Annotated in this window: 17 protein-coding genes; 16 read left to right on the top strand and 1 reads right to left on the bottom strand. The window is 33.9% G+C overall.

The window, feature by feature from the left end:
• Nucleotides 1-244: 244 nt before the first annotated feature.
• From carA to ctlX, 5 genes are all read left to right on the top strand, one after another.
• Nucleotides 245-1,345: a glutamine-hydrolyzing carbamoyl-phosphate synthase small subunit gene (gene carA / locus BUB42_RS08000; protein WP_073018966.1), complete on the top strand. Its 1,101-nt coding sequence runs from the start codon at nucleotides 245-247 to the stop codon at nucleotides 1,343-1,345.
• Nucleotides 1,346-1,609: 264 nt separating this feature from the next.
• Complete coding sequence (gene eno / locus BUB42_RS08005) at nucleotides 1,610-2,899, top strand: phosphopyruvate hydratase (protein WP_073018968.1); 1,290 nt, start codon at nucleotides 1,610-1,612, stop codon at nucleotides 2,897-2,899.
• Nucleotides 2,900-3,054: 155 nt separating this feature from the next.
• Nucleotides 3,055-4,338: a citrate synthase gene (locus BUB42_RS08010; RefSeq protein ID WP_073018969.1), complete on the top strand. Its 1,284-nt coding sequence runs from the start codon at nucleotides 3,055-3,057 to the stop codon at nucleotides 4,336-4,338.
• Between the two features lie 60 nt (nucleotides 4,339-4,398).
• Nucleotides 4,399-5,319, top strand: a complete 921-nt coding sequence (locus tag BUB42_RS08015; RefSeq protein WP_073018972.1) for a dimethylarginine dimethylaminohydrolase family protein — start codon at nucleotides 4,399-4,401, stop codon at nucleotides 5,317-5,319.
• Nucleotides 5,320-5,396: 77 nt separating this feature from the next.
• Nucleotides 5,397-6,332 (top strand): citrulline utilization hydrolase CtlX, encoded by a 936-nt coding sequence (ctlX, locus tag BUB42_RS08020; RefSeq protein ID WP_073018982.1) that lies wholly within the window; start codon nucleotides 5,397-5,399, stop codon nucleotides 6,330-6,332.
• Nucleotides 6,333-6,349: 17 nt separating this feature from the next.
• Here the strand turns inward: ctlX and BUB42_RS08025 are convergent, their stop codons facing one another.
• A complete protein-coding gene (locus BUB42_RS08025; RefSeq protein ID WP_073018984.1) occupies nucleotides 6,350-6,976 on the bottom strand; it encodes a MarC family NAAT transporter in 627 nt (208 codons plus the stop codon).
• 339 nt (nucleotides 6,977-7,315) lie between these two features.
• On the opposite strand from BUB42_RS08025, the gene BUB42_RS08030 reads away from it, so the two are divergent.
• From BUB42_RS08030 to BUB42_RS08085, 11 genes are all read left to right on the top strand, one after another.
• A complete protein-coding gene (locus tag BUB42_RS08030; RefSeq protein ID WP_073019139.1) occupies nucleotides 7,316-7,681 on the top strand; it encodes a CoA-binding protein in 366 nt (121 codons plus the stop codon).
• 234 nt (nucleotides 7,682-7,915) lie between these two features.
• Entirely contained in the window at nucleotides 7,916-8,536 is a 621-nt protein-coding gene (gene recR, locus BUB42_RS08035) for a recombination mediator RecR (RefSeq protein ID WP_073018986.1), read from the top strand.
• Nucleotides 8,537-8,611: 75 nt separating this feature from the next.
• Nucleotides 8,612-9,403 (top strand): polysaccharide biosynthesis/export family protein, encoded by a 792-nt coding sequence (locus BUB42_RS08040; RefSeq protein WP_073018988.1) that lies wholly within the window; start codon nucleotides 8,612-8,614, stop codon nucleotides 9,401-9,403.
• 16 nt (nucleotides 9,404-9,419) lie between these two features.
• A complete protein-coding gene (locus BUB42_RS08045) occupies nucleotides 9,420-11,870 on the top strand; it encodes a polysaccharide biosynthesis tyrosine autokinase (protein ID WP_073018989.1) in 2,451 nt (816 codons plus the stop codon).
• Between the two features lie 25 nt (nucleotides 11,871-11,895).
• Nucleotides 11,896-12,879 (top strand): SDR family oxidoreductase, encoded by a 984-nt coding sequence (locus tag BUB42_RS08050; RefSeq protein WP_073018991.1) that lies wholly within the window; start codon nucleotides 11,896-11,898, stop codon nucleotides 12,877-12,879.
• A gap of 119 nt (nucleotides 12,880-12,998) precedes the next feature.
• Nucleotides 12,999-14,390: a UDP-glucose 6-dehydrogenase gene (locus BUB42_RS08055; RefSeq protein ID WP_073018993.1), complete on the top strand. Its 1,392-nt coding sequence runs from the start codon at nucleotides 12,999-13,001 to the stop codon at nucleotides 14,388-14,390.
• 333 nt (nucleotides 14,391-14,723) lie between these two features.
• Nucleotides 14,724-15,191, top strand: a complete 468-nt coding sequence (locus BUB42_RS08060; protein WP_073018995.1) for a UpxY family transcription antiterminator — start codon at nucleotides 14,724-14,726, stop codon at nucleotides 15,189-15,191.
• A 399-nt stretch (nucleotides 15,192-15,590) separates the two neighbouring features.
• Nucleotides 15,591-16,874: a nucleotide sugar dehydrogenase gene (locus BUB42_RS08065; protein WP_073018996.1), complete on the top strand. Its 1,284-nt coding sequence runs from the start codon at nucleotides 15,591-15,593 to the stop codon at nucleotides 16,872-16,874.
• A 218-nt stretch (nucleotides 16,875-17,092) separates the two neighbouring features.
• Complete coding sequence (locus BUB42_RS08070) at nucleotides 17,093-18,100, top strand: mannose-1-phosphate guanylyltransferase (protein WP_073018998.1); 1,008 nt, start codon at nucleotides 17,093-17,095, stop codon at nucleotides 18,098-18,100.
• A 454-nt stretch (nucleotides 18,101-18,554) separates the two neighbouring features.
• Complete coding sequence (locus BUB42_RS08080) at nucleotides 18,555-20,621, top strand: polysaccharide biosynthesis protein (protein WP_244533904.1); 2,067 nt, start codon at nucleotides 18,555-18,557, stop codon at nucleotides 20,619-20,621.
• Nucleotides 20,622-21,334: 713 nt separating this feature from the next.
• Complete coding sequence (locus BUB42_RS08085; RefSeq protein WP_073019004.1) at nucleotides 21,335-23,791, top strand: SLBB domain-containing protein; 2,457 nt, start codon at nucleotides 21,335-21,337, stop codon at nucleotides 23,789-23,791.
• Nucleotides 23,792-23,937: the final 146 nt, after the last annotated feature.

Genomic DNA, 23,937 nt, shown 5'->3' on the forward strand with positions numbered 1-23,937 from the left:
TCACTTGCTCACTCCTGCTGTATGCTGTATCTCCTCGCCCAAACGCTGGGCAAGGAGGATGCCGCTTCCATCAGGGCTGTTGTGGAAAAGTAATACTTTGAACACTAATTTTGGGGGCTCCAAGAACATTTACCGTATATTTTTTTTGCTTTGACTATTTTAAAAAATTAAATTTGCACTTTAATTACTGATGTAAAATTACTTTGGCATTTTTGTCAACAACACAACATTTACACTACTACTAATGAAATACACAACAAGACAAAGCGCTATTCTCCTATTAAGTGATGGAACTATTTTTCACGGAAAGTCGATAGGAATTAGTGGAACTGCTTTTGGTGAAGTTTGCTTTAATACAGGAATGACTGGTTACCAGGAGATTTTTACAGACCCTTCTTACTATGGGCAATTGATGGTGGCAACCAATGCGCACATTGGGAATTACGGAGTAAATGATTCTGAAGTCGAATCAGATAGCATAAAGATAGCAGGATTAATTTGTAAAAATTTCAGTTTTAACTATTCTCGTGTAGATACATCAGGAAGTTTAGAAGATTATTTTACTAAACAAAATCTCATTTGTATTTCTGATGTGGACACACGAGCACTTGTAAGTTACATTCGTGACAACGGAGCCATGAATGCAGTAATTTGTACGGATGGCACTTCTATCGAGGATCTAAAGGAAGCACTTATTAGCGTTCCTGACATGAATGGCTTAGAATTGGCTTCTAAAGTTTCTACAAAAGAATCTTATTTATTCGGTGATGAGAATGCAACATATAAAATAGCAGCATTAGATTTAGGAATAAAGAAAAATATTCTTCGCAATCTTGCAAAGAGAGATTGCTACATAAAAGTGTTCCCATACGATTCGACTTATCAAGAATTAGCATCCTTTAATCCTGACGGGTTTTTCTTGTCAAATGGACCAGGAGATCCTGAGCCGCTTTCGGGTGCTATTCAATTGGCTAAAGAAATCTTGGAACACAATAAACCATTATTTGGGATTTGTCTTGGACATCAAGTAATAGGTTTAGCGAACGGAATTTCTACCTACAAAATGTTCAACGGTCATCGAGGAATTAATCATCCAGTAAAAAATGTAATTACAGGTAACGGAGAAATTACTTCTCAAAATCACGGTTTTGCCGTAAATAAAGAAGAACTTGAAAGCAACGCTGAACTAGAAATCACACATGTACACCTTAATGATGGAACTGTAGCTGGAATGCGTATGAAAAATAAAAATTGTTTTTCTGTTCAATACCATCCTGAAGCCAGTCCTGGACCACATGATGCGTCCTACTTATTTGATCAATTTATCGATAATATTAAAGGATAATTTTAGTGATTAGTGTATTTATGTACTAAGTTCTAAATGAATAAGGGATTTACTTTTTGAAAAGTAGATCCCTTTTTTATTAAAAAGATCTGTAGTTAAACCGGAATTTATTTTAGATTCATATTATAAATATGCTCGATTGCGTTACACGATAATTATATCTTCTCCAAATAATTACAACGTTTTCGTTAATAAGATTCACTTTTTTCATTAAATGAATCAAAAAGATAGGATATATTTGTAATAAAATTTAAAATTAAGGATATGAGTATAATTATCAAAATTCACGCAAGACAAATTTTCGATTCAAGAGGAAATCCCACTATCGAAGTAGATGTTATTACAGATAATGGTGTGTTAGGAAGAGCAGCAGTACCATCAGGAGCATCAACTGGTGAACATGAGGCAGTTGAGTTACGAGATGGAGGTAAAGCTTATCTAGGGAAAGGCGTTCTAAATGCAGTAAAAAATGTAAATACTGTTATATCTGAGGAACTTTTAGGAGTTTCAGTTTTTGAACAAAACTTAATTGATCAAATGATGATTGATTTAGATGGAACTTCTAATAAATCTAATTTAGGTGCTAATGCAATTTTAGGAGTTTCTCTAGCGGTTGCAAAAGCTGCCGCTAACGAACTAGGTTTACCTTTATACAGATACATAGGTGGTGTTTCGGCTAATACATTGCCAGTTCCGATGATGAATATTATCAATGGAGGATCTCATTCTGATGCGCCAATAGCTTTTCAAGAATTTATGATTTTTCCAGTGAAAGCGACTTCTTTTACACATGCAATGCAAATGGGAACTGAAATTTTTCATAGTTTGAAAAAAGTTCTACATGATAGAGGCCTTTCAACAGCCGTGGGTGACGAAGGTGGTTTTGCACCTAATCTACCAGGAGGAACCGAGGATGCTTTAGATACTATCAAAGTAGCAGTTGAAAAAGCGGGTTACACTTTTGGTGATGAAATTATGATTGCTTTAGACTGTGCTGCAGCAGAGTTTTATGTAGATGGAAAATATGATTATTCAAAATTTGAAGGTGAAACAGGGAAAATAAGATCTTCGGCAGAACAAGTTGATTATTTAACGGAACTTGCCGCCAAATATCCAATTATTTCTATCGAAGATGGAATGGATGAAAATGACTGGGATGGATGGAAACTACTTACAGAGAAGATCGGAGATAAAGTACAATTAGTTGGAGATGATCTTTTTGTTACCAATGTAGAGCGATTGTCAACAGGAATTACTAAAGGAATTGCAAATTCAATCTTAATAAAAGTAAATCAAATAGGTACTTTAACCGAAACTATAGCTGCTGTTAATATGGCTAAAAACGCAGGATACACTTCTGTGATGTCTCATCGATCAGGTGAGACTGAAGACAATACCATTGCTGATTTAGCGGTAGCGTTGAACTGCGGACAAATAAAAACAGGTTCTGCTTCGCGCTCTGATCGTATGGCAAAATACAATCAATTACTTCGTATTGAAGAGGAGTTAGGAAATACAGCATACTTCCCAGGGAAAAATGCTTTTAAAAATTAGTAAATTTTTGTGTAAGTCTTTTAAAAACCGTTCTATAAATGAGCGGTTTTTTTTGTTATTTTTAACACATTCGTTGGATTATTCTTTTTTTAGTTGGTCTTTAATTCAGTAGATTTGGTAAATTATTATTTTTAAAAGTTTATTTCAATTATATTATGTCAAAAACAGCAATATTAGAGGTTAATAGTGAAAAATTTGAACTACCAATGGTTACGGGAAGTGAAAATGAAGTGGCTATAGATATTAGTAAATTACGTGATTTGTCAGGAATGATTACGCTAGATCCAGGTTATAAGAATTCAGGTTCCTGTACCAGCGAAATTACTTTCTTAGACGGTGAGTTAGGAATTCTGCGCTATCGAGGATATTCCATTGAAGATTTAGCTGAAAAAGGACATTTCCTTGAAGTGTCTTATTTAGTTATTTTTGGAGAATTACCAACTGCATCTCAATTAGAACAATTTGAAAAAGATATTACCAGATACACTTTGGTAAATGAAGAAATGAAAAGCATCATTGATGGTTTTCCTAAAACAGCACACCCAATGGGCGTGTTATCTGCTTTAACAAGTGCTTTGACAGCTTTCAATCCTAGATCAGTAAATGTAGAGAATGAAAAAGAAATGTATGAAGCTGTTTGTAAAACGATGGCAAAATTCATGGTTATTGCAACTTGGACATACAGAAAAAGTATGGGTTATCCGTTGAATTATTATGATAATACAAAAGGATATGTAGAAAATTTTATGCGATTAATGTTTGAATTACCTACTGAGCCGTACAAACAAAATCCTATAGTTATCAATGCGTTAGACAAATTATTTATCCTTCACGCTGATCACGAACAAAATTGTTCAACATCGACAGTTAGGATGGTAGGATCTTCTCATGCGGGTTTATTTGCATCAATTTCAGCGGGAGTTTCTGCACTTTGGGGACCTCTACATGGTGGAGCAAATCAAGCAGTTCTTGAAATGCTGGAAGAAATTCACAGAACAGGTGGTGATGCCGATAAATATTTGGCTAAAGCCAAAGATAAAAATGATCCGTTTAGATTAATGGGTTTTGGTCATAGAGTATATAAGAATTTCGATCCAAGAGCCAAAATTATTAAAAAAGCTGCGGACGAAGTTTTATCGACTTTAGGCGTAAATGATCCAATTCTTGCTATTGCAAAAAAACTAGAGGAATCAGCATTAGTGGATGAATATTTTGTTTCAAGACAGTTATATCCTAACGTAGATTTTTATTCAGGAATAATATACAGAGCTTTAGGAATTCCTACTGATATGTTTACGGTAATGTTTGCTATAGGTCGTTTGCCAGGTTGGATCGCACAATGGAAAGAGATGCGTGAAAACAAAGAACCAATAGGAAGACCGAGACAAATTTATACAGGACATCCGTTAAGAGATTTTGTAACATCTGAAAAAAGATAAATTCATATTCAAAGCTTCACATTTGTGGAGCTTTTTTTATATTTGCCAAAACCCGAAAGCATGCTAGAGTTAAATATAAATAATGAAACGTCCAGACTGACTGCAGTAGTATTAGGTTCTGCATTAAGTAATGGACCTACACCAAAACCTGAAGAAGCTTACGATCCAAAATCATTAGAACACATTCTGGCGGGAACATATCCGCACGAATCAGATATGATCAATGAAATGGATTCGTTTTTGAAAGTGTTGAAAAAGTATAATGTAACCGTTTTTCGTCCAGAGAACATCGAAAATTACAATCAGATTTTTGCTCGGGACATCGGTTTTGTTATTGGTGATGTTTTTGTAAAATCAAATATTCTACCAGATCGAGAGCGCGAATTGGATGCGATTCAATATGTTATCAACCAAATTAATCCCATAAAAGTAGTTCGACCGCCAGAGGAAGTACACATAGAAGGCGGTGATGTAATGTTGTGGAATGATTATATTTTTATTGGAACTTATAAAGGAAGCGATTATAAATATTATATCACAGCGAGAACTAATAAGGAAGGAGTTCAATATATTAAAAATTTGTTTCCAAATAAAATTGTCAAAGAGTTCGATTTGGTAAAATCTAAAATTGAAGCACGGGATAATGCGTTGCATTTAGATTGCTGTTTTCAGCCTGTTGGGATAGATAAAGGGATTATTTACAAAAGTGGATTCCGTGAAGAGGCGGATTATTTATTTCTTGTCAACCTTTTTGGCAAGGAAAATTTATTTCATCTAACAAGAGACGAAATGTACAATATGAATTCCAATGTTTTCTCTATAGATGCCAATGTGGTCGTTTCAGAAAGAAACTTTACTCGACTTAATAATTGGTTGCGGCAAAATGATTTTATTGTAGAAGAGATTCCGTACGCAGAAATTGCTAAGCAAGAAGGGTTGCTTCGCTGCTCAACTTTACCGCTGATTAGGAAAATAACTTAGCCAGCTTTGGCCAGACGACCAAAACTAAAAATATAAAAATTGTAACAATAATTAATTCCCATATTTGGGTGAAAAATATGAAACAAACAACAAATTCAATATTGATGATTCGGCCAGTGGCGTTCAGAATGAATGAACAAACTGCAGTAAACAATTATTATCAAAAAGTTCTAGATGGACTTTTACCAGCAACTGTAAACGCAAAGGCACAGCAGGAATTTGACACTTTCGCCGAGAAATTACGGGCTGTGGGGGTTGATGTAACCGTAGTTGATGACACTTTAGAACCAAGCACTCCGGATAGTGTTTTTCCAAATAATTGGATCTCCTTTCATGAAAATGGAGATGTTGCTTTATATCCCATGTTTGCTGAAAATCGTCGTGAAGAACGCCGCGAAGAGATTTTGGATATGTTAGAAGATAAAGGTTTTGTAATCCATAATATTGTTGATTATACTTCGGCTGAAGAGGATGGTTTTTTTCTTGAAGGAACAGGAAGTTTACTTCTTGATCGAGCAAATAATAAGGCGTACTGCGCTTTATCTCCGCGTGCTGATGAAGAATTATTCATAGAATTTTGTGAGGATTTTGATTATGCTCCGGTAATTTTTGAAGCTTTCCAAACTGTATACGGTGAGCGAAAACTCATTTATCATACTAATGTGATGATGTGTTTAGGCGAAACTTTTGCTGTAATTTGTTCTGATTGTATCGATGACAAAAAAGAGCGCAAAATGGTTCTTGATAATTTAAAGGAAAATGGGAAAGAAGTTGTTATTATTACCGAAGGGCAAATGAATAATTTTGCAGGTAATATGCTTGAAATTCGCGGAGCTAATGAAAAAAGATACTTAATAATGAGCACATCGGCACATCAAAGTTTGACGGATAAACAAGTGAAACAATTAGAAAAGCATGCTGAAATCCTGAGTTCTAGCTTGGACACAATAGAAGCGTGTGGAGGCGGAAGTGCTAGGTGTATGATGGCTGAGATTTTTCTGCCAAAAAACTAACTTTAAAAGCTCTGACGTTATAAATTAGATTTTATAATGTTAATAATTGCACTTACTATGTACTGAATTCCTATTGCAATTACAATAAAACCAACAATTCTTGAGATTGCTACAATCCCTGAAGCGCCTAGAATTTTGGCCAAATAATGAGCACTTCTCAGTATAATAAAAATAGTTATTGCAATGGCAAGAATCGCAAATGAAGATATAATAATCTCCATCGTTTCATTGTGTTCCTGATAAAATGCAATGAGTAACGAAATAGAACCTGGACCAGCAAGCATAGGAATTGCTAACGGAGTCAATGCTATATCGTTTCGTTTTTGTGCATCAGTTTCTGCTTTTTTACTAATACCACGCTTTTTAGTGAATTTACCTGAAAGTAATGAAAAACCCGAATTTACGATTATGATGCCGCCTGCTATTCGCAGTGCATCAATACTAATTCCAAAGAAAAGTAAAACATACTGTCCTATAAAAAAAGATACAATTAAAATGATAAATACATTAATCGCTGTCCATAAAGAAATTCTGGAACGTTCTTTTTTAGTGTCATCTTGTGTAAGTCCCACAAAAATAGGAACGGTACCAATAGGGTTCAAAACCGAAAAAAGAGCAACAAATAAATAAATAAAGAGATCCATATTTTCAAATTATTACGGCAAAAATACTCTTTTTTTATTCTTTTAAGTTAAGCGATTGTTTTTATTAAATTATTACTACTACAAATAGTCAGGTCATTTACCGTCGCGAATTGTTTTTAATTAATCTAATTTTTATAAATTAGAAAATTATAGTAAAGAGAATAAAATATTATGTTTTTTTAAACTATTGAAGAAATATAAGGATATTTAAGTTTTTGCTTTGATGCTTGCTAAACCACGATCAGGCTGCTTTTTAGACGCTAATTATAAGTAAACCTTAAAATACCTAAACGAATAATCCTTTTTGATTACTTTTGCCGGATACAATTTTAGATAATGATAAAAAATAAAAAAACTTTAGTTCTTGGTGCTACGACTAAACCAGAACGATACGCTTTCAAAGCAGTAAATATGTTAGTAGATAAGGGACATTCTGTGCTTGCATTGGGTCAAAATGCAGGTGAAGTTGCTGGTATAAAAATTCAAACAAAAGCAATCCCATTAAAAAATATCGACACTGTCACGTTATATTTAAATCCAATGCGTCAGCGTGATTATTACAATTATATAGTGGACACAAAGCCAAAGCGTGTTATTTTTAATCCAGGAACGGAAAATCCAGAATTTTACCAGTTATTAAAATTAAATGATATTAAAGTTGAAGTTGCCTGTACACTGGTGTTATTGTCGACTAATCAATATTAATAGTTTGATAAATTTATTTACGAAATATACTAACGGCTATTCATTTGAAGTGTTTGGTAAATTGAATAATATTGAGCTTAAAGTTTGGTAAATAATTGGTTTTTCAATAGTATTCGTAAGCTTCGTATTAACTTTAATGTGATATAATTGTTGTTTGATATTTTGATAAATAAATCACCTAAAAATCTATCGAGATAAAAATTTCTCGTTTCCAAATTGACTACTTTTGCAGTTATGGAATTTTCTTCGAAATTAATAGAGAAAGCGGTGAACGAAATGTCACAGCTACCTGGAATTGGCAAACGAACGGCGCTTCGACTCGTTTTACATTTGTTAAAACAACCCAAAGAACAAACTGGATTTTTATCGCAATCACTTGTTGCAATGCGGGAGGATATAAAATATTGCATTAGTTGTCATAATATTTCTGATAGCGCAATTTGTGAAATTTGCGCTAATAAAAGCCGGAATCATCAAATAATTTGTATCGTAGAAGACATACGAGATGTCATGGCAATTGAAAACACCGGGCAGTTTAGAGGAATCTACCATGTTTTAGGAGGTAAAATTTCTCCTATTGACGGCATTGGCCCAAGCCAACTAAACATAACCACATTAGTGGAGAAAGTAAAGTCAGGAAATGTAAGCGAAGTAATATTTGCTTTAAGTTCAACAATGGAAGGTGACACTACAAATTTTTATATTTATAAACAAATTATAGAAAGTACTATTATTATTTCGACAATTGCTAGAGGAATTTCTGTGGGTGACGAGTTAGAGTTTGCAGATGAAGTTACATTAGGTCGAAGTATTTTACAAAGAGTTCCATTTGAAAAGGGATTTAAAAATAATTAAATTAGCTATTTATAGATTCGCAATGCTTTTAAATCCTAAATGAAAAGCTATATTTGTCGATAAAAATTCCAAAAAATGAGCAGATTAGTACTCTTTTTATTGCTATTTGTTAGTATGTTGTTTACTTCTTGTATTCCTACTAGCGATTTAATTTATCTTCAAAAAAAAGACGGTTCAAAGCCAACATCTTCGGTTTCGGCGGTAGAAACAAAACCTTATCGTTTACAAATAAATGATGTCTTGAGCATCACTATAAAAGCAATAGATCCAAAATTAGTTACTATTTTTAACCCAACAAGTAATGATGCTACCGCTGGAAAATCAGAGACAGCATTGTATTTTGATGGATTCACCGTCGATGACCACGGCAATATTCGTTTTCCTGTATTAGGAGAATTAAACGTTATAGGTTACACGCTTGATGAAGTTAGAATTCGAGTTGAAAAACAATTACTTTTAGAATATTTCACTAAAGAAGCTGATATTTTTGTAACCGTGAAGTTAGCGGGTTTTCGATATACAATCAATGGAGAAATAGGCGCTCCCGGGACAAAAAGTTTATTTCAGGAACATGTAAATATCATGGAAGCTATTGCAAATGCAGGCGATATAACGATAACTGGAAATAGAAAAGCAGTAACGATCATGCGAAAAACGCCAACAGGTGTTGAAATGCACGATCTAGATCTCACCGATATAAACGTAATGAAATCTCCGTATTTCTATTTACAACCTAACGATTATATTTATATCAAACCATTGAAACAGAAATCTTGGGGTACAGGAAAAACAGGTATAGAGTCATTAGGAACTATAATTACTTTACTATCTTTAGCCACTACAACTTTTTTGCTATTAAGAAACTAAAAACTGAAGTACTAGAATGTTAGATATAAAAGATTTTTCGATTTTTGAAAATCAGGTTAGTTTTGACTTTAAAGGATTTTTAGTTAAAATAGGAAGCTATTGGAAGTGGTTTTTAGCTAGTTTGTTAATCAGTTTTACAATTGCCTACCAGGTCAATATACGTAAAGAGAAAATCTATGGTATGGAAACCCTTATTTCAATAAAGGAAGAAAGTAATCCGCTTTTCACTTCAAATACAAGTTTAGTTTTTAACTGGGGCGGGACATCAGATCAGGTTCAAACTATTTCCACAACATTACAATCACGCTCCCACAATGAGTTAGTTGTTGATAAACTGCAATATTACATCAATTATCTCGTGGAAGGAGAATACAATTTAATTGATGGCTATGGTGCTGTTCCATTTTATGTAGCTATTGATAAATCTAAGGCGCAACTTGCGGGCGCACTTATTGGAATCAAATTTATAAGTGAAAATGAATACGAAATCAGAATTCCTTTTGAGAATCCGAGCGTTTCTGTTATTACTTATGCAAGTAATAGCTATAGTTCTACAGCAGTTGTCACAGGCGATTTTGTTAAAAAGTATAAAGTAGGTGAAAAAGTTTCGCTGCCGTTTCTGAACTGGAAATTACAAATCACTGACAATCCAGGCTTTTATGTAGGAAACGAATATTTTGTCAGTTTTAGTGATTTTGACGGAACAGTATCCGGATACAAGGGAATAAATGTTGGTTCAGACGATAAAGGGGGGTCTATTATTACCTTGGCAATGCAGGGAACAAATAAAGCTAGACTGGTAGAATATTTAAATTCGACTGTCAAAATGCTAATCAAAAGACAGCTTGATAGTAAAAATCAGTTTGCTACAAATACAATTGCCTTTATAGATAGCACACTAGTAGCTATGGAATCCCAGTTAAAGGAAACTGGGGATGAGCTCAAAACTTTTCGCAAGGGGAAAAATATTTTTGATGTCGAAGATGGTGGAGCTAAATTCGCTGATAAAATCCTCGAGTTTGACATTACAAAAGATGAAGTAAATCGCAAAATGGCGTATTACAACTCGCTGAAAGCCTATTTGAAAAACAGTGTAAATTATGGTAAACTACCCGCGCCATCTGTTGCCGGAATCGAAGATCCTAACATTGTAGTTAATGTTTCAAAACTAATTGCACTTTCTACGCAACGATCAGAAATGGCTTATGCGGTTAAAAGCGACAAGATTTTTAAAGATTTTGACAATCAAATGGAGGCTATTAAAAATGTACTTCTTGAAAACATAGCAACTGCTAAATCTTCTTTAGAGTACGATTTAGCAATGGTAAGTGGTAAGATAAATGAAACTGAAAGCACAATTAAGCGCCTTCCAGATGATCAACAAGAATTAATAAAGATCAAGAGAAAATACGATTTAAGCGATAACATTTACAGTACTTTTCTGCAAAAAAGGAGTGAGGCCGATATTGTAAAAGCAGCAAATTTATCTGATATTCATTTTATAGATCCAGCAAAAGATGTGGGAGGCGGATTAATTGGACCCAAGACATCAGTCAATTATGTGTTAGCTTTATTTTTAGGCATTCTCATTCCATTGATTTTTGTTTTTGCCATTTTCTTTATAAATGATTCGGTTCAAAATGCTGAGGACATCAGCAAGATGACAAAAATTCCATTAATAGGCGTTGTTGGAGTGAACAAAGACAGCGGAAATCTAGCAGTTTACGACAAACCAAAATCAGCACTGTCAGAATCTTTTCGGGCAATTCGATCTTCACTTCAATTTCTTTACAAAAAACAAAATGTTGATGGTGCTAAAACTTTGATGATAACCTCGTCAGTAAGTGGTGAAGGAAAAACATTCTGTTCTATAAACATCGCTACCGTTTTTGCCTTGAGCGAGAAGAAAACAGTTGTAATTGGTCTTGATTTAAGAAAACCTAAATTAGCTTCCGAATTTAATTTGACGAATGAGGTAGGCGTGGTTAATTATTTAATCAAGCAAAAAACGGTTGACGAAATCATAAATCATACTTCTATTCCTTATTTGGACGTTATATTGTCAGGGCCAGTGCCGCCAAATCCAGCTGAAATGATTCTTAGCGAAGGAATGAAAGAATTGATTGAGGAATTAAAGAAAAAATACGATTATATTATTTTAGATACGCCACCTGTTGGTCTTGTGTCGGATGCGCTAGAACTCGCACAATATTGCGATGTTACGCTATATATTGTTAGACAGAATGTGACTAAAAAAGATATGATTACAGTATTGAATAACCGAGTGAAACGCGGGGAATTAAACAATACGAGTATAATTTTGAACGGTTTAGAAAACAAGGCAAAATACGGAACAGGTTATGGCTATGGATACGGTTCTTATGCTCATGGTTATTATGAAGAGGACAAACCACTGAATTTATATCAAAAGATTGCTAAAAGATTGCGAAAAAGTAAATCGATTTAGAGACCGAACATAAAAATTTAATGTAATGACACAACGAAATCGAAGTGTAATTTTAATAACAGGAGGCGCTGGATTTATAGGTGCTAACTTATGCGAATATTTTTTGTCTAAAGGAGATCAGGTAATATGTTTGGATAATTTTGCCACTGGTCACCGCCATAATTTGACAAAATGCTTACAAAATCCAAATTTCAGATTAATCGAGGGCGACATTCGGAATGCTTCTGATTGTGTAAATGCAGTCAAAGGAGTAGATTATGTATTGCATCAAGCAGCTTTAGGTTCGGTACCACGGTCTTTAAAAGATCCTGTTACCACAAATGATGTCAATGTTTCTGGATTTTTAAATATGCTAGTTGCGGCTCGAGATGAGAAAGTAAAACGGTTTATATATGCAGCTAGTTCCTCTACGTACGGAGATTCAGAATCCTTACCAAAAGTGGAAGAAATAATAGGGAAACCGCTTTCTCCTTATGCAATAACAAAATACGTAAATGAGCTGTATGCCGAAATTTTTAGCAAAACCTATGGTTTAGAGACAATCGGACTACGATACTTTAATGTTTTTGGTCGAAAGCAAGATCCAAAAGGTGCTTATGCTGCTGTAATTCCAAAATTTGTAATGCAATTGATGCAACACGAAAGTCCAAATATAAATGGTGATGGCAATTATTCTCGTGATTTTACGTATATCGACAATGTAATTCAAATGAATGAGTTGGCGATGTTAACACAAAATCCTGAAGCTATTAATACTATTTACAATACTGCTTTTGGCGATAGAAATACATTAAATAATTTAATAGATTATCTTAAAGAGTTTCTAGCAGTTTATGATCCTAAAATTGCAAACATAGCTGTAAATTACGGACCAAATAGAGCCGGAGATATTCCGCATTCCTTAGCAAGTATTGACAAAGCGAAAAGACTACTCAGTTATAATCCGCAATATTCGATGCAACAAGGATTGAAAGAAGCAGTCAAATGGTATTGGGAGAATTTGAAGTAGCTTATTGATTCTAAGTAAGGAAAGGGAAAAGAACAAAGAAGAAAAAGCGTAAAATTATAAGCCTGAATGGCAAAGTAAAAGTTATTGAACCGACAACCAAAAACCAAAACGAAAAAAACATGGGAATTACAAAAATATGTTGCATTGGCGCAGGATATGTTGGTGGACCAACTATGGCAGTAATAGCACAAAAATGTCCTCACATACAAGTAACCGTTGTGGATTTGAATGAAGCTCGTATCGCAGCTTGGAATGATAAAGATTTAAGCCAAATACCAATTTACGAACCAGGATTAGATGTAATTGTTGGAGAGGCAAGAGGAAGAAATTTGTTTTTTTCGACAGATGTAGATAAAGCAATTGATGAAGCGCAAATTATTTTTATCTCAGTAAACACGCCCACTAAAACCTACGGAAAAGGAAAAGGCATGGCTGCTGACCTAAAATATATAGAATTATGCGCAAGACAAATTGCAAGGGTTGCCAAGGATAATAAAATTGTGGTCGAGAAATCAACACTACCTGTGCGGACCGCGGAGGCTATTAAAAGTATTTTAGATAATACTGGGAATGGTGTGCAATTCCAAATCTTATCAAATCCTGAATTCCTAGCAGAGGGTACCGCTGTAGAAGATTTATTAAATCCAGATCGGATTTTAATAGGCGGTGACAGTACTGTTGAAGGACAAAAAGCAATACAATCACTCGTTAACGTTTATTCAAATTGGGTATCTGATGAAAAAATCTTAACTACAAATGTGTGGTCTTCAGAATTGTCAAAGTTGACTGCAAATGCTTTTTTAGCACAGCGAATTTCGTCTATCAATGCAATGTCGGAATTATGTGAAAAAACAGGGGCCGATGTTAGTGAAGTAGCAAAAGCCATAGGAATGGACAGTCGAATTGGCTCAAAGTTTCTGAAAGCATCGGTTGGTTTTGGCGGTTCTTGTTTCCAAAAAGATATTTTGAATTTGGTTTATATTGCCAAGTCGTATGGATTAAATGAAGTAGCTGATTATTGGGAACAAGTAATTATCATGAATGATCATCAAAAAAGACGATTTTCGGATAAAATTGTTCAAACGCTTTACAACACCGTTTCAGGGAAGAAAATTACGTTTTTAGGTTGGGCCTTTAAGAAAGATACAAACGACACTAGGGAATCTGCCGCTATTTACGTGGCTGATGATTTAATCAATGAGCATGCAAATATCGCCGTTTACGACCCGAAAGTTTCTACAAATAAAATCATCGATGATCTAAATTATTTGGAAACTAGAACAGCTGAAAAGAATGAAAATAGAATAAGTTGCTTTACAGATCCGTACCAAGCCTGCCATAATGCACATGCTATTGCCGTATTAACAGAATGGGACGAATTTAAAACTTTTGACTGGCAAAAGATTTACGATGCTATGCAAAAACCAGCCTTTATCTTTGATGGTAGAAATTTATTAAATGGAGCGGAATTAAAAGCAATTGGATTTGTATATCATGGAGTAGGGGCATAATTAGGTACGAGGTAAAAGGTACGAGGTGCGAGGTTTGAAGTACGAGATACGAGGTAAAAGGAGGTATGAGGTAAAAGGTACGAGGTGCGAGGTTTGAAGTACGAGGTACGAGGTAAAAGGTACGAGGTAAAAAATATTTGGTACAAGGTATGAGGTAAAAGGTACGAGATATAAGGTACGAGATGCGAGGTGCGAGATTTAAGTTACGAGGTTCGGGGAGGAAAAGAGTTAATAAAATGAACGGAATAGTTTAGTTCACGATTTCGAATTCAAAAAAAGTAACTTCTAACAGATAACTTAAAACTGTCTCAACACATAAAAAAATAAAAAAGTATGAATTGGTATGTAGTTTACACGAAACCCAAATGGGAGAAAAAAGTTGCAGAACAATTAATAAAGAGTGGTATAGAATGCTATTGTCCGTTAATAACTCAAGTGCGTCAATGGTCAGATCGCAAGAAAAAAATTGAAGTTCCGCTATTTAATTCTTATGTTTTTGTTCAATTAGAGGAATCCCAGCGGAATACTGTTTTTAGCGCTTCGGGAGTTGTTCGGTATTTATTTTGGCTAGGGAAAGCTGCTATTGTTCGAGACGAAGAAATTAGCGTTATCAAAAAATGGTTGGACAATGCTGATGGAGCAGATATTTTGGTAGAATCTATTAAAATTGGCGATGCTATAAAATTAGAATCGGGGCCTTTCTCTAATCAGAAAGCAGTTGTACAAGAGATCAATAATACGCATTATGTGCTAGTTTTAGAATCGTTGGGATGCGTTTTGAAAATAAAAAAGAAGTTGTAATTCTAACGTCCGCTAAAAGTCAAAATTAAAACGCAACACATATAACATTACGCTGATCGAAGCAGATTTTGGGTATAATTAGTGCTTTTTTACGATTTAATTAAGAGCTTAGATGGACCTAAATATTATAAAACTGCTTTGTTTATGTTAGCGCAAAATTATTTAAAATAACTTTTTATTTTTGATATTAGTCTCATAAATTGCAATTACACAACGCATTTTTTAGTATCAGTAGTTTTACAAAATAAAGCTATTAAATTCTTTCTGTTTTGAAAAAGGACGAAAATAAATAACTGACTCACTATATTTGTGTAACCGTAAAAAGCGTGAATTGTTAATTTGGTTTTGAGTTGGAAAGCGAATTGTTAAAGGAATATTATCAAATAGGATTAAAAATAGATGGAATCTAATATAAAAATAGCGGTTGTAGGTCTTGGATACGTAGGTTTACCTTTAGCGCGCTTATTAGCTACAAAGTACTCCGTTGTGGGATTTGACATCAATGTGATTCGGGTTGCTGAACTGAAACTAGGAACCGATTCAACGCTAGAAATTGACTCTGAAACCTTGCAAAATGTTTTGGTAAATGATGTTTCAGCTAGCAATGGATTGTTTTGCACTACAAATATTAAAGATATAAGCCATTGCAATTACTATGTGGTTACTGTGCCTACGCCAGTCGATAAAAACAATCGTCCAGATTTGACACCGTTATATAAGTCGAGCGAGACGGTGGGCAAAGTATTGAAAAAAGGTGACATCGTTATATATGAATCAACAGTTTATCCTGGCGCAACGGAAGAGGAATGTGTACCTGTTTTAGAAAAAGTATCGGGCTTAAAATTCAACCTAGATTTTTTTGTGGGATATTCACCGGAGCGAATCAATCCTGGCGATAAGGAACATACTGTCGAGAAAATCTTAAAAATAACTTCAGGATCTACTCCAGAAACAGGTCAGAAAGTAGATGAATTATATCGCTCAGTAATTACCGCAGGAACACATTTAGCTCCTTCTATAAAAGTAGCAGAAGCAGCAAAGGTAATTGAGAATTCTCAACGAGATATAAACATTGCTTTTGTCAACGAATTAGCAAAAATTTTCAATTTGATGGAAATCGACACCCATGCTGTTTTGGAAGCAGCAGGAACTAAGTGGAACTTTCTACCTTTTAAACCAGGTTTAGTAGGCGGTCATTGCATAGGCGTTGATCCATATTATTTAGCCCAGCGAGCACAAGAGTTTGGTTACCATCCCGAAATTATTTTGGCAGGTCGTCGTTTAAATGATAGTATGGGAGAATACGTCGCTGCACAAATCGTTAAGCTTATGATTAAAAAAGGAATTTCAGTAAATGGAGCAACTCTATTAATGTTGGGTATTACGTTTAAAGAAAATTGTCCCGATGTTCGAAATACTAAAATCATAGATGTGATATCCGCCTTGACGGAATACGGTATTGAAATTACTATTTATGATCCTCTTGCAAATCCAATTGAAGTACAGAAAGAATATGCATTAATAACTACTAATACGATTCCAAAACAAAAATTTGATACGGTTGTACTAGGAGTAGCACATAAGGAATTTTTAGAACTTGATATTTCGGTATTAAAAAATACCAACAGTATTTTGTATGATGTCAAAGGCGTTTTAGGAGATAAAGCGGATGGGAAATTGTAATAGAATAAAGGGCGATCTGTAGAATTGAACACGTCACTTTTTATTTGAAGTAAACAAAATATTTAGTTATAATTCTGCTTTAAAAAGTCGGGTCGATGTTTTTAACAAAAGCATCCAATGTGAAAGTTATTTATTTTTGCTAGCGAAATTTACGTAAAGTAAAATTTAAGGTAATAAAATATAAAATAAGATTACTAATACGAATTAATAAGTAAGGTATGGAAAAGAAAAAATTAGTAACACATGTCATCTTAACTGGTGGAGTAGGGAGTAGACTTTGGCCATTATCAAGAAAAAGCCAACCCAAACAATACCTCGATATTTTTGAAGGTAAATCATTATTTGAAATGACGGTAGATCGCAATCGTAATATAGCTGACAAGGTAATGGTAGTTGGTAATATAGACAATTGTCATCTTAGCAAAGCTGTATTAGAAAAATCGAATACGAGTTATATAGATATTATCGAATCAACGCCACGAAATACAGCGGCAGCAATTGCTTTTGCTTCATTTGCATCAAATGAAGATGATATTTTGTTGGTCACACCTTCAGATCACATTATTGGTGAGATCGAACGTTATGAAGAAGCAATTCAAGAAGCAATTGAAAAAGCATCTCATGGAGCTATCGTTACTTTTGGAATTGTTCCTACCAAACCAGAAACTGGATACGGTTATATTGAACGCAATGGCGATAACGTGCTCTCATTTAGAGAAAAGCCAAACCAAGTTACCGCACGTGATTTTATTGCAAAAGGGAATTTTCTTTGGAACAGCGGGATGTTTTGCTTTAAAGCAGGTGTCTTTTTAGAGGAACTTAAAATGTATGCCCCAAAGGTATTTGAAACAGCAAAACTAGCTTGGGAAAATAATGATGAAGGCAATTTAGATTTAGCACTTTCTCTAGATATTCCTTCAATAAGTATTGATTATGCCGTGATGGAACGATCAAAAAAAATTAAAGTTGTAGGCTCTCAATTTGAATGGTCAGATTTAGGATCTTTCGAATCAGTATATGATTATTTGAAAACAATAGGTCATCCCGTTGATGAAAACGGTAATATGGTTATTGGCACCAAAAATTACACTGCTTTTATTGGTGTTCAGGATACTATTTTTGTTCATACAGATACTGCCAACTTAATTTTGAAAAAAGAGTTTTCACAAGATGTGAAAAGTGTCTATAGTGCCTTAGAGCGGGCGAAATCTGATTTGTTGAATTGAAAATGATGAGACTTTTCATTTAGATAGCCATTTGGTTTATCTGTATTTTTAGCAATAAAATATCAAAATTCGCGAAATAACAAGGAGTTACTTTTATTTTATAAAACTTTGAATTTTAAGAGTTTTGCTTTTTTTTCGATGTTAAGCAACTCCATGAAATAGGATTGAACAAGCAATATCGTTGAGCGTTGTATTAGACTTTCTTTTTTAGTAGTTTTTTTTTGAGATAAAAAATATAGTGATTCGTCAAAAACACATTAGTGAAAAACGTATCATTAATTTTTGAGCTTGTCGCAAATAAAAAAACGGTTTTCTGCGGTTGTGTAGCAGAATTATAATAAAGTGAAATCAATATATTCAAATTTTGATTTATAATGAAATAAATAATCACTAAAAAGTATGAATTTTTGGCAATCATACGAAGTTATTTTATCTTGATTAAAAACAAGCTGGAATGACAAGTAAAGTCAATCAATTACTATCTCCTTTAATAATATATTTTATATTTGCACACCGCCGCAATTTCGTTAGCGCGGTTCAATACATGAAAGCAAATTCCTCGCAAATAAAAAATAGTAATAATATACATGATTCGAAAAACTTTTCTCGAAGCAAGTTCTTTGAAAAATATATTCTAAGCTTAGAATACCTACCTAGATGGATAATCTTTTGCATTGATGTATTGTTTGTCGTTCTTGCTAATGTTATAACGTACACCGTTGTAAAAAATCTTGAAGTTGAATTTTACGATACTTTAACTATTGCGGTGCGATTTGGTATTATTTTGATAGTAAATATGATTTTCTTTTTACTGTTCAAAACATACTCAGGGATCATTCGCCACTCTTCTTTTATCGATGTTATAAAATTACTACTGTCCACAAGTTGTGCTTTAGTAACACTTGTATTATTTAATTATTTCACACATCTGATTACCGGGAAAAAAATATTTTTTATATCGGCATTGTTCATCAATTTTGTAATCACCTTTGTATTACTTTTTTTGTTTCGAATATTTGTCAAGAAATTTTTTGAACTTTTTACTAAACAAAGTGGTGAAGCAGAGGTTTTAAGAACAATGATTTATGGCACAGATGCCAATGCTATTTTTGTTGCCAATGCGTTAAAGTCAGAATTTCCATCGCGGTTTAAATTGCTAGGTTTTATAAGTAAATCAGAAAATAAATCAGCAAGAACCATTCATGGGCTTGCCATATTTAGTCAAAAACGGGGAATACCTATTTTGATGAGATCAAAGAATGCCAATGCATTAATTATTGCAGATAAAAGCCTGAGTACAGCAGACAAAATAACAATTGTAGATCGTTGTTTAGAATTTAATATCAAAGTGTTCACACTTCCCGCAATCTCAGATTGGGAAGATGCAAACGAAATTTCTAGAAAAGTTAAAAACATAGAAATAGCTGATTTACTTGAGCGCAGTCCTATTGTTTTGGATAATATGCTAATTTCGCGTCAAGTTAAATCGAAGACTATTCTTATTAGTGGTGCTGCAGGTTCGATAGGAAGCGAAATAGTTTGGCAAATTTTATCATTTAAACCCGATAAAATTATTTTAGTGGATCAAGCGGAAACGCCCTTGCATCATTTGTCTTTAGAACTCAATAAAGCTGATTCTACTGTTGAATTAAAATCATTAATTGCCGATATTCGGAATTTTGATACAATGGAAGACATTTTTCAAAAACATAAGCCTTCAATCGTTTATCATGCGGCAGCTTACAAACATGTTCCTTTGATGGAAGAAAATCCTGCGCAAGCTATTTTTACCAATGTAAAAGGGACAAAGAATTTAGCGGACTTATCGGTAAAATATAAAGTAGGAAGGTTTGTAATGATTTCTACTGACAAAGCTGTCAATCCAAGCAATGTTATGGGTGCAAGCAAACGTATAGCCGAAAAGTACGTTCAATCATTGTCTTTTAGGGACAATATGCAAGGATTTCATGAGACAAAATTTATAACAACACGTTTTGGTAATGTGCTCGGTTCTAATGGTTCTGTTGTTCCGCTATTTACGAAACAAATTGAAAGTGGAGGTCCCGTTACTATTACACATCAAGATATTATACGGTATTTTATGACCATTCCTGAGGCCTGTCAGTTAGTTTTAGAGGCAGGAGCAATGGGGAATGGAGGCGAAATTTATATTTTTGATATGGGTAAACCAGTGAAAATAATAGATCTGGCGAGAAAGATGATCAAATTAGCCGGTTTTATACCTGATAAAGACATCAATATTAAAATTATTGGACTTAGACCCGGAGAGAAATTATATGAGGAGTTACTAAATGACAGCTCGAAAACGGTACCAACACATAATGAAAAAATTATGATCGCACAGGAAAATGCCACAGACTTCGTTGCACTACATGTTGCAATAAACGAACTTCTAGAATGTGCTGAGCAACTAAATGATGATCTTATTGTGGCAAAAATGAAGGAAATAGTTCCCGAATTTAAAAGCATGAACTCAACTTTCCAGATTTTAGATAAGTAGGTCTGATTGTGTGTTTTCGATACAATTTTTAAAGTAAACGATTGGGGTGAATAGAAATTATTTTAAAGCTCTAAAAATCACTTCCAGCAAAAGTCCGGAATAAACATAAATTACTTGCACGATACAATTTTTAAGCGAGCGATTTTACTAATTGAACTCTATTTATCCATAAATACCGCTCGAATCGCCTTTTTAAATAATAACACTAAATGTTTAACGTTTACTATTCTCAACGCTTCATTATTCAAAAGCTAAGTGCGCTTTTTTGCGTGGTAAAATAACTTAGTGATTCAGAATATTTAATGTTTTAAACTAAAATGACTTATGTAACTATCTATATATGCATCACTAAATCTAGTGATATTTAATACCATTATTTTTATTTCTAAACGCACATCAATATGGTTGTAAAGAGGTTAACTTTTAATATGACATTTAATCGAAAATGCATGCCAAGACAAAATTTTTTTATACATTTTATAATACTATATTTGCCAACTGTTAAAAAGGGTTCTTTATTGCTAAGTCTCGATAAAACAAAAATTAATATAAAAATTTGTACTATGTGAGCCAATTATGGGATTCACTAGGGCGAAGCCATTTACAGAACGTTGTTTTTTATTTTTTAGAATCTGTCAGATTAAGAAAATAATCACCAATAGACAACCATTAAAATTTAAATTAAAGTATTTTTTTTCTCCAACTACATACACATGAAAAATTTCCTAATTATTGTTATGCTGTTTTTTGCTCTTTTTCAGTCGTCGGCACTGATGGCGCAAGATTTATTAAGAAGCAGTGATTTAAGCACCGTAAAAGTGGATTATTTATCGGATAGTGATATCGTAAAAATAAAAACACAATTGCAAGCCAATAATGTAACTGTCGAACAAGCTGAACCCATGGCCTTGTCTAAAGGTATGTCAGCTGGTGAGTTTAGCAAATTGAAAGCGCGTTTAGCTCAGTTTGAAACCAAAAAAGATCCTTCAAAAGACTCGTCAAAGAATGTTTCCAAAGATGGTGAGAAAGATTCAGAAGAGAAATTTAGACAAAAAGAATTTGGACGAAAACAACAGGAAATAATTAATACAAAGATTAAGGATTCGCTCAATGCCTTAGTTTTTGGATCAGAGTTGTTTGACAATCCCACATTAAATTTTGAACCCAATTTAAAACTAGCTACTCCTGTAAATTATGTTTTAGGGCCTGGTGATGAATTGCAAGTTAGTGTTTACGGTGTTCAGGAATTTAGCGCCAGTGTACCAGTAAGTGTCGAAGGGAGAGTAACCTTGCAGTACGTAGGGGAAATTTCAGTTTCTGGAATGAGTATTGAAGCCGCAACTCAAAAAATTAAAAGCGCATTTGCAAGAGTGTATAGTACAGTTGCTTCAGGACAATCACAAGTTAGTGTCAGTTTAAGCCAAATAAGAACTATCAAAGTTACTTTGATAGGAAGCAGACAACCCGGGAATTATTCTATTTCATCATTAGCAACTGTTTACAATGCTTTATTTTTAGGCGGAGGGCCAGCAAAGAACGGAAGTTATAGAAATATAGAGCTCCTGAGAAACAACAAAGTATATAAGACAGTTGATATATACAATTTTTTAGTCAACGGCGATCAATCAGATAATGTTGGTTTAAAAGATAATGATGTTATTCGGATTCCAGCTTACAACCAGAGAGTTACTGTTGAAGGGGAAGTCAAACGTCCGGGAATTTTTGAAATGAAAAAAGGAGAATCATTTGCTGATTTACTTCGATTCGCTTCTGGATTTAATGAATTTGCATATACCGCGTCGGTGAATGTTTTACAAAAAACAAGTACTGAATTTAAAGTTCGTGACATAAAACAATCTGAATTTTCAACATATAAGCCGTTATCAGGTGACGTTTTCAATGTTACAAAAATCTTAAATCGATTTGAAAATCGTATTAAAATTGAAGGAGCGGTTTTTAGACCAAATTTTTATTCTTTTTCTGAAGGAATGAAAGTCTTGGATTTGATACTTCGCGCCGAAGGATTAAAAGAGGATGCTTATAGCAAGCGAGGAATTATTATCCGACTAAAATCAGACTTAACCACTGAGATTGTTAATTTCGATGTTGCCAAAGCAATGTCAGGAGATTCAGCAGAAAATATACTTTTGAAAAGAGAAGATAATGTAACAATTTATTCGATACTAGATTTCAGAGAAGAATTTAAAGTTACAATAGATGGTGAGGTTAGAAAACCAGGCGAATATGACTATTATGACAACTTAACTTTAAACGATTTGATCGTTCAAGTAGGCGGATTGACAGGCTCAGCTTCTAAAAGAGTGGAAGTAGCCCGAATGATTACTTCTGAAGAAATAGATGATGCTAACCCTTTGAAAGCGCAACTATACACAATTGAGATCAGTCCTGGTAATAACGAACAAGCTAAAAATTTCAGTTTAAAACCGTTTGATGTAGTGAGTATCCGAAAAATGGCGGTATATGAGAAGCCAGAATCAGTTACAGTAACAGGAGCGGTCAATTATCCTGGGAAATATGCGTTAGTGAATAAAAAATCTAGAGTGTATGATTTAATTCAAAGAGCGGGAGGTTTAACATCATTAGCCAATGTTGAAGGAGTAAAAATAAAAAGACCAATTCAAGCAAAGCAAATTGAAGATCTTGAAAATGTAAATATTAATGTAGGTAAAAAAGATAGTATCCAAGATAAATTAGAGAAAAAACTAAAAGAGGAACTTAAGTTTGCTACTATTCCGTTGAACTGGAATGCAATAGTAAAAGATCCAAGTATAGGCGCTAATGTCACTTTATTTGCGGGAGATGAAATTGAAGTGGTTACTTTTAATGAGGGTGTTAAGGTTGCAGGTAATGTGTTATTGACCTCCGAGATTCCGTATGTCAAAGGAAAATCTTTCAAGTATTACTTGAATGCTGTAGGCGGTATTGACGGTAAAGGCTGGAAAAGAAAAGCGTATGTGATCTATCCAAATGGAAAAGCCTCTGTAACAACTTCATTTCTTTTTTTAAGAGCATATCCGAAAGTAAAGCCAGGATCTCAGATCATAGTTCCAGAGAAACCCGAAGTTAAAAAAGCAAGTGTGGGAGAGTTAGTAGGAATAGGAAGTGTAATATCTAGTCTTGCGCTATTAATTATTACTGCATTTAGATAGTGGTATTAACGTTTTGCAGAAGCATGGGTTTAAAATTGCTGTAGTATTTAATAGTAGTAATTTTTATATTTAGAAGATAAAGGCACAATACTTAAAAGACAAAAACTTCATTTAAAATAGCATCAACGATAAAAAAGATATTTGAA

The sequence above is a fragment of the Flavobacterium micromati genome (assembly GCF_900129585.1).
Classification (GTDB): Bacteria; Bacteroidota; Bacteroidia; order Flavobacteriales; family Flavobacteriaceae; genus Flavobacterium; species Flavobacterium micromati.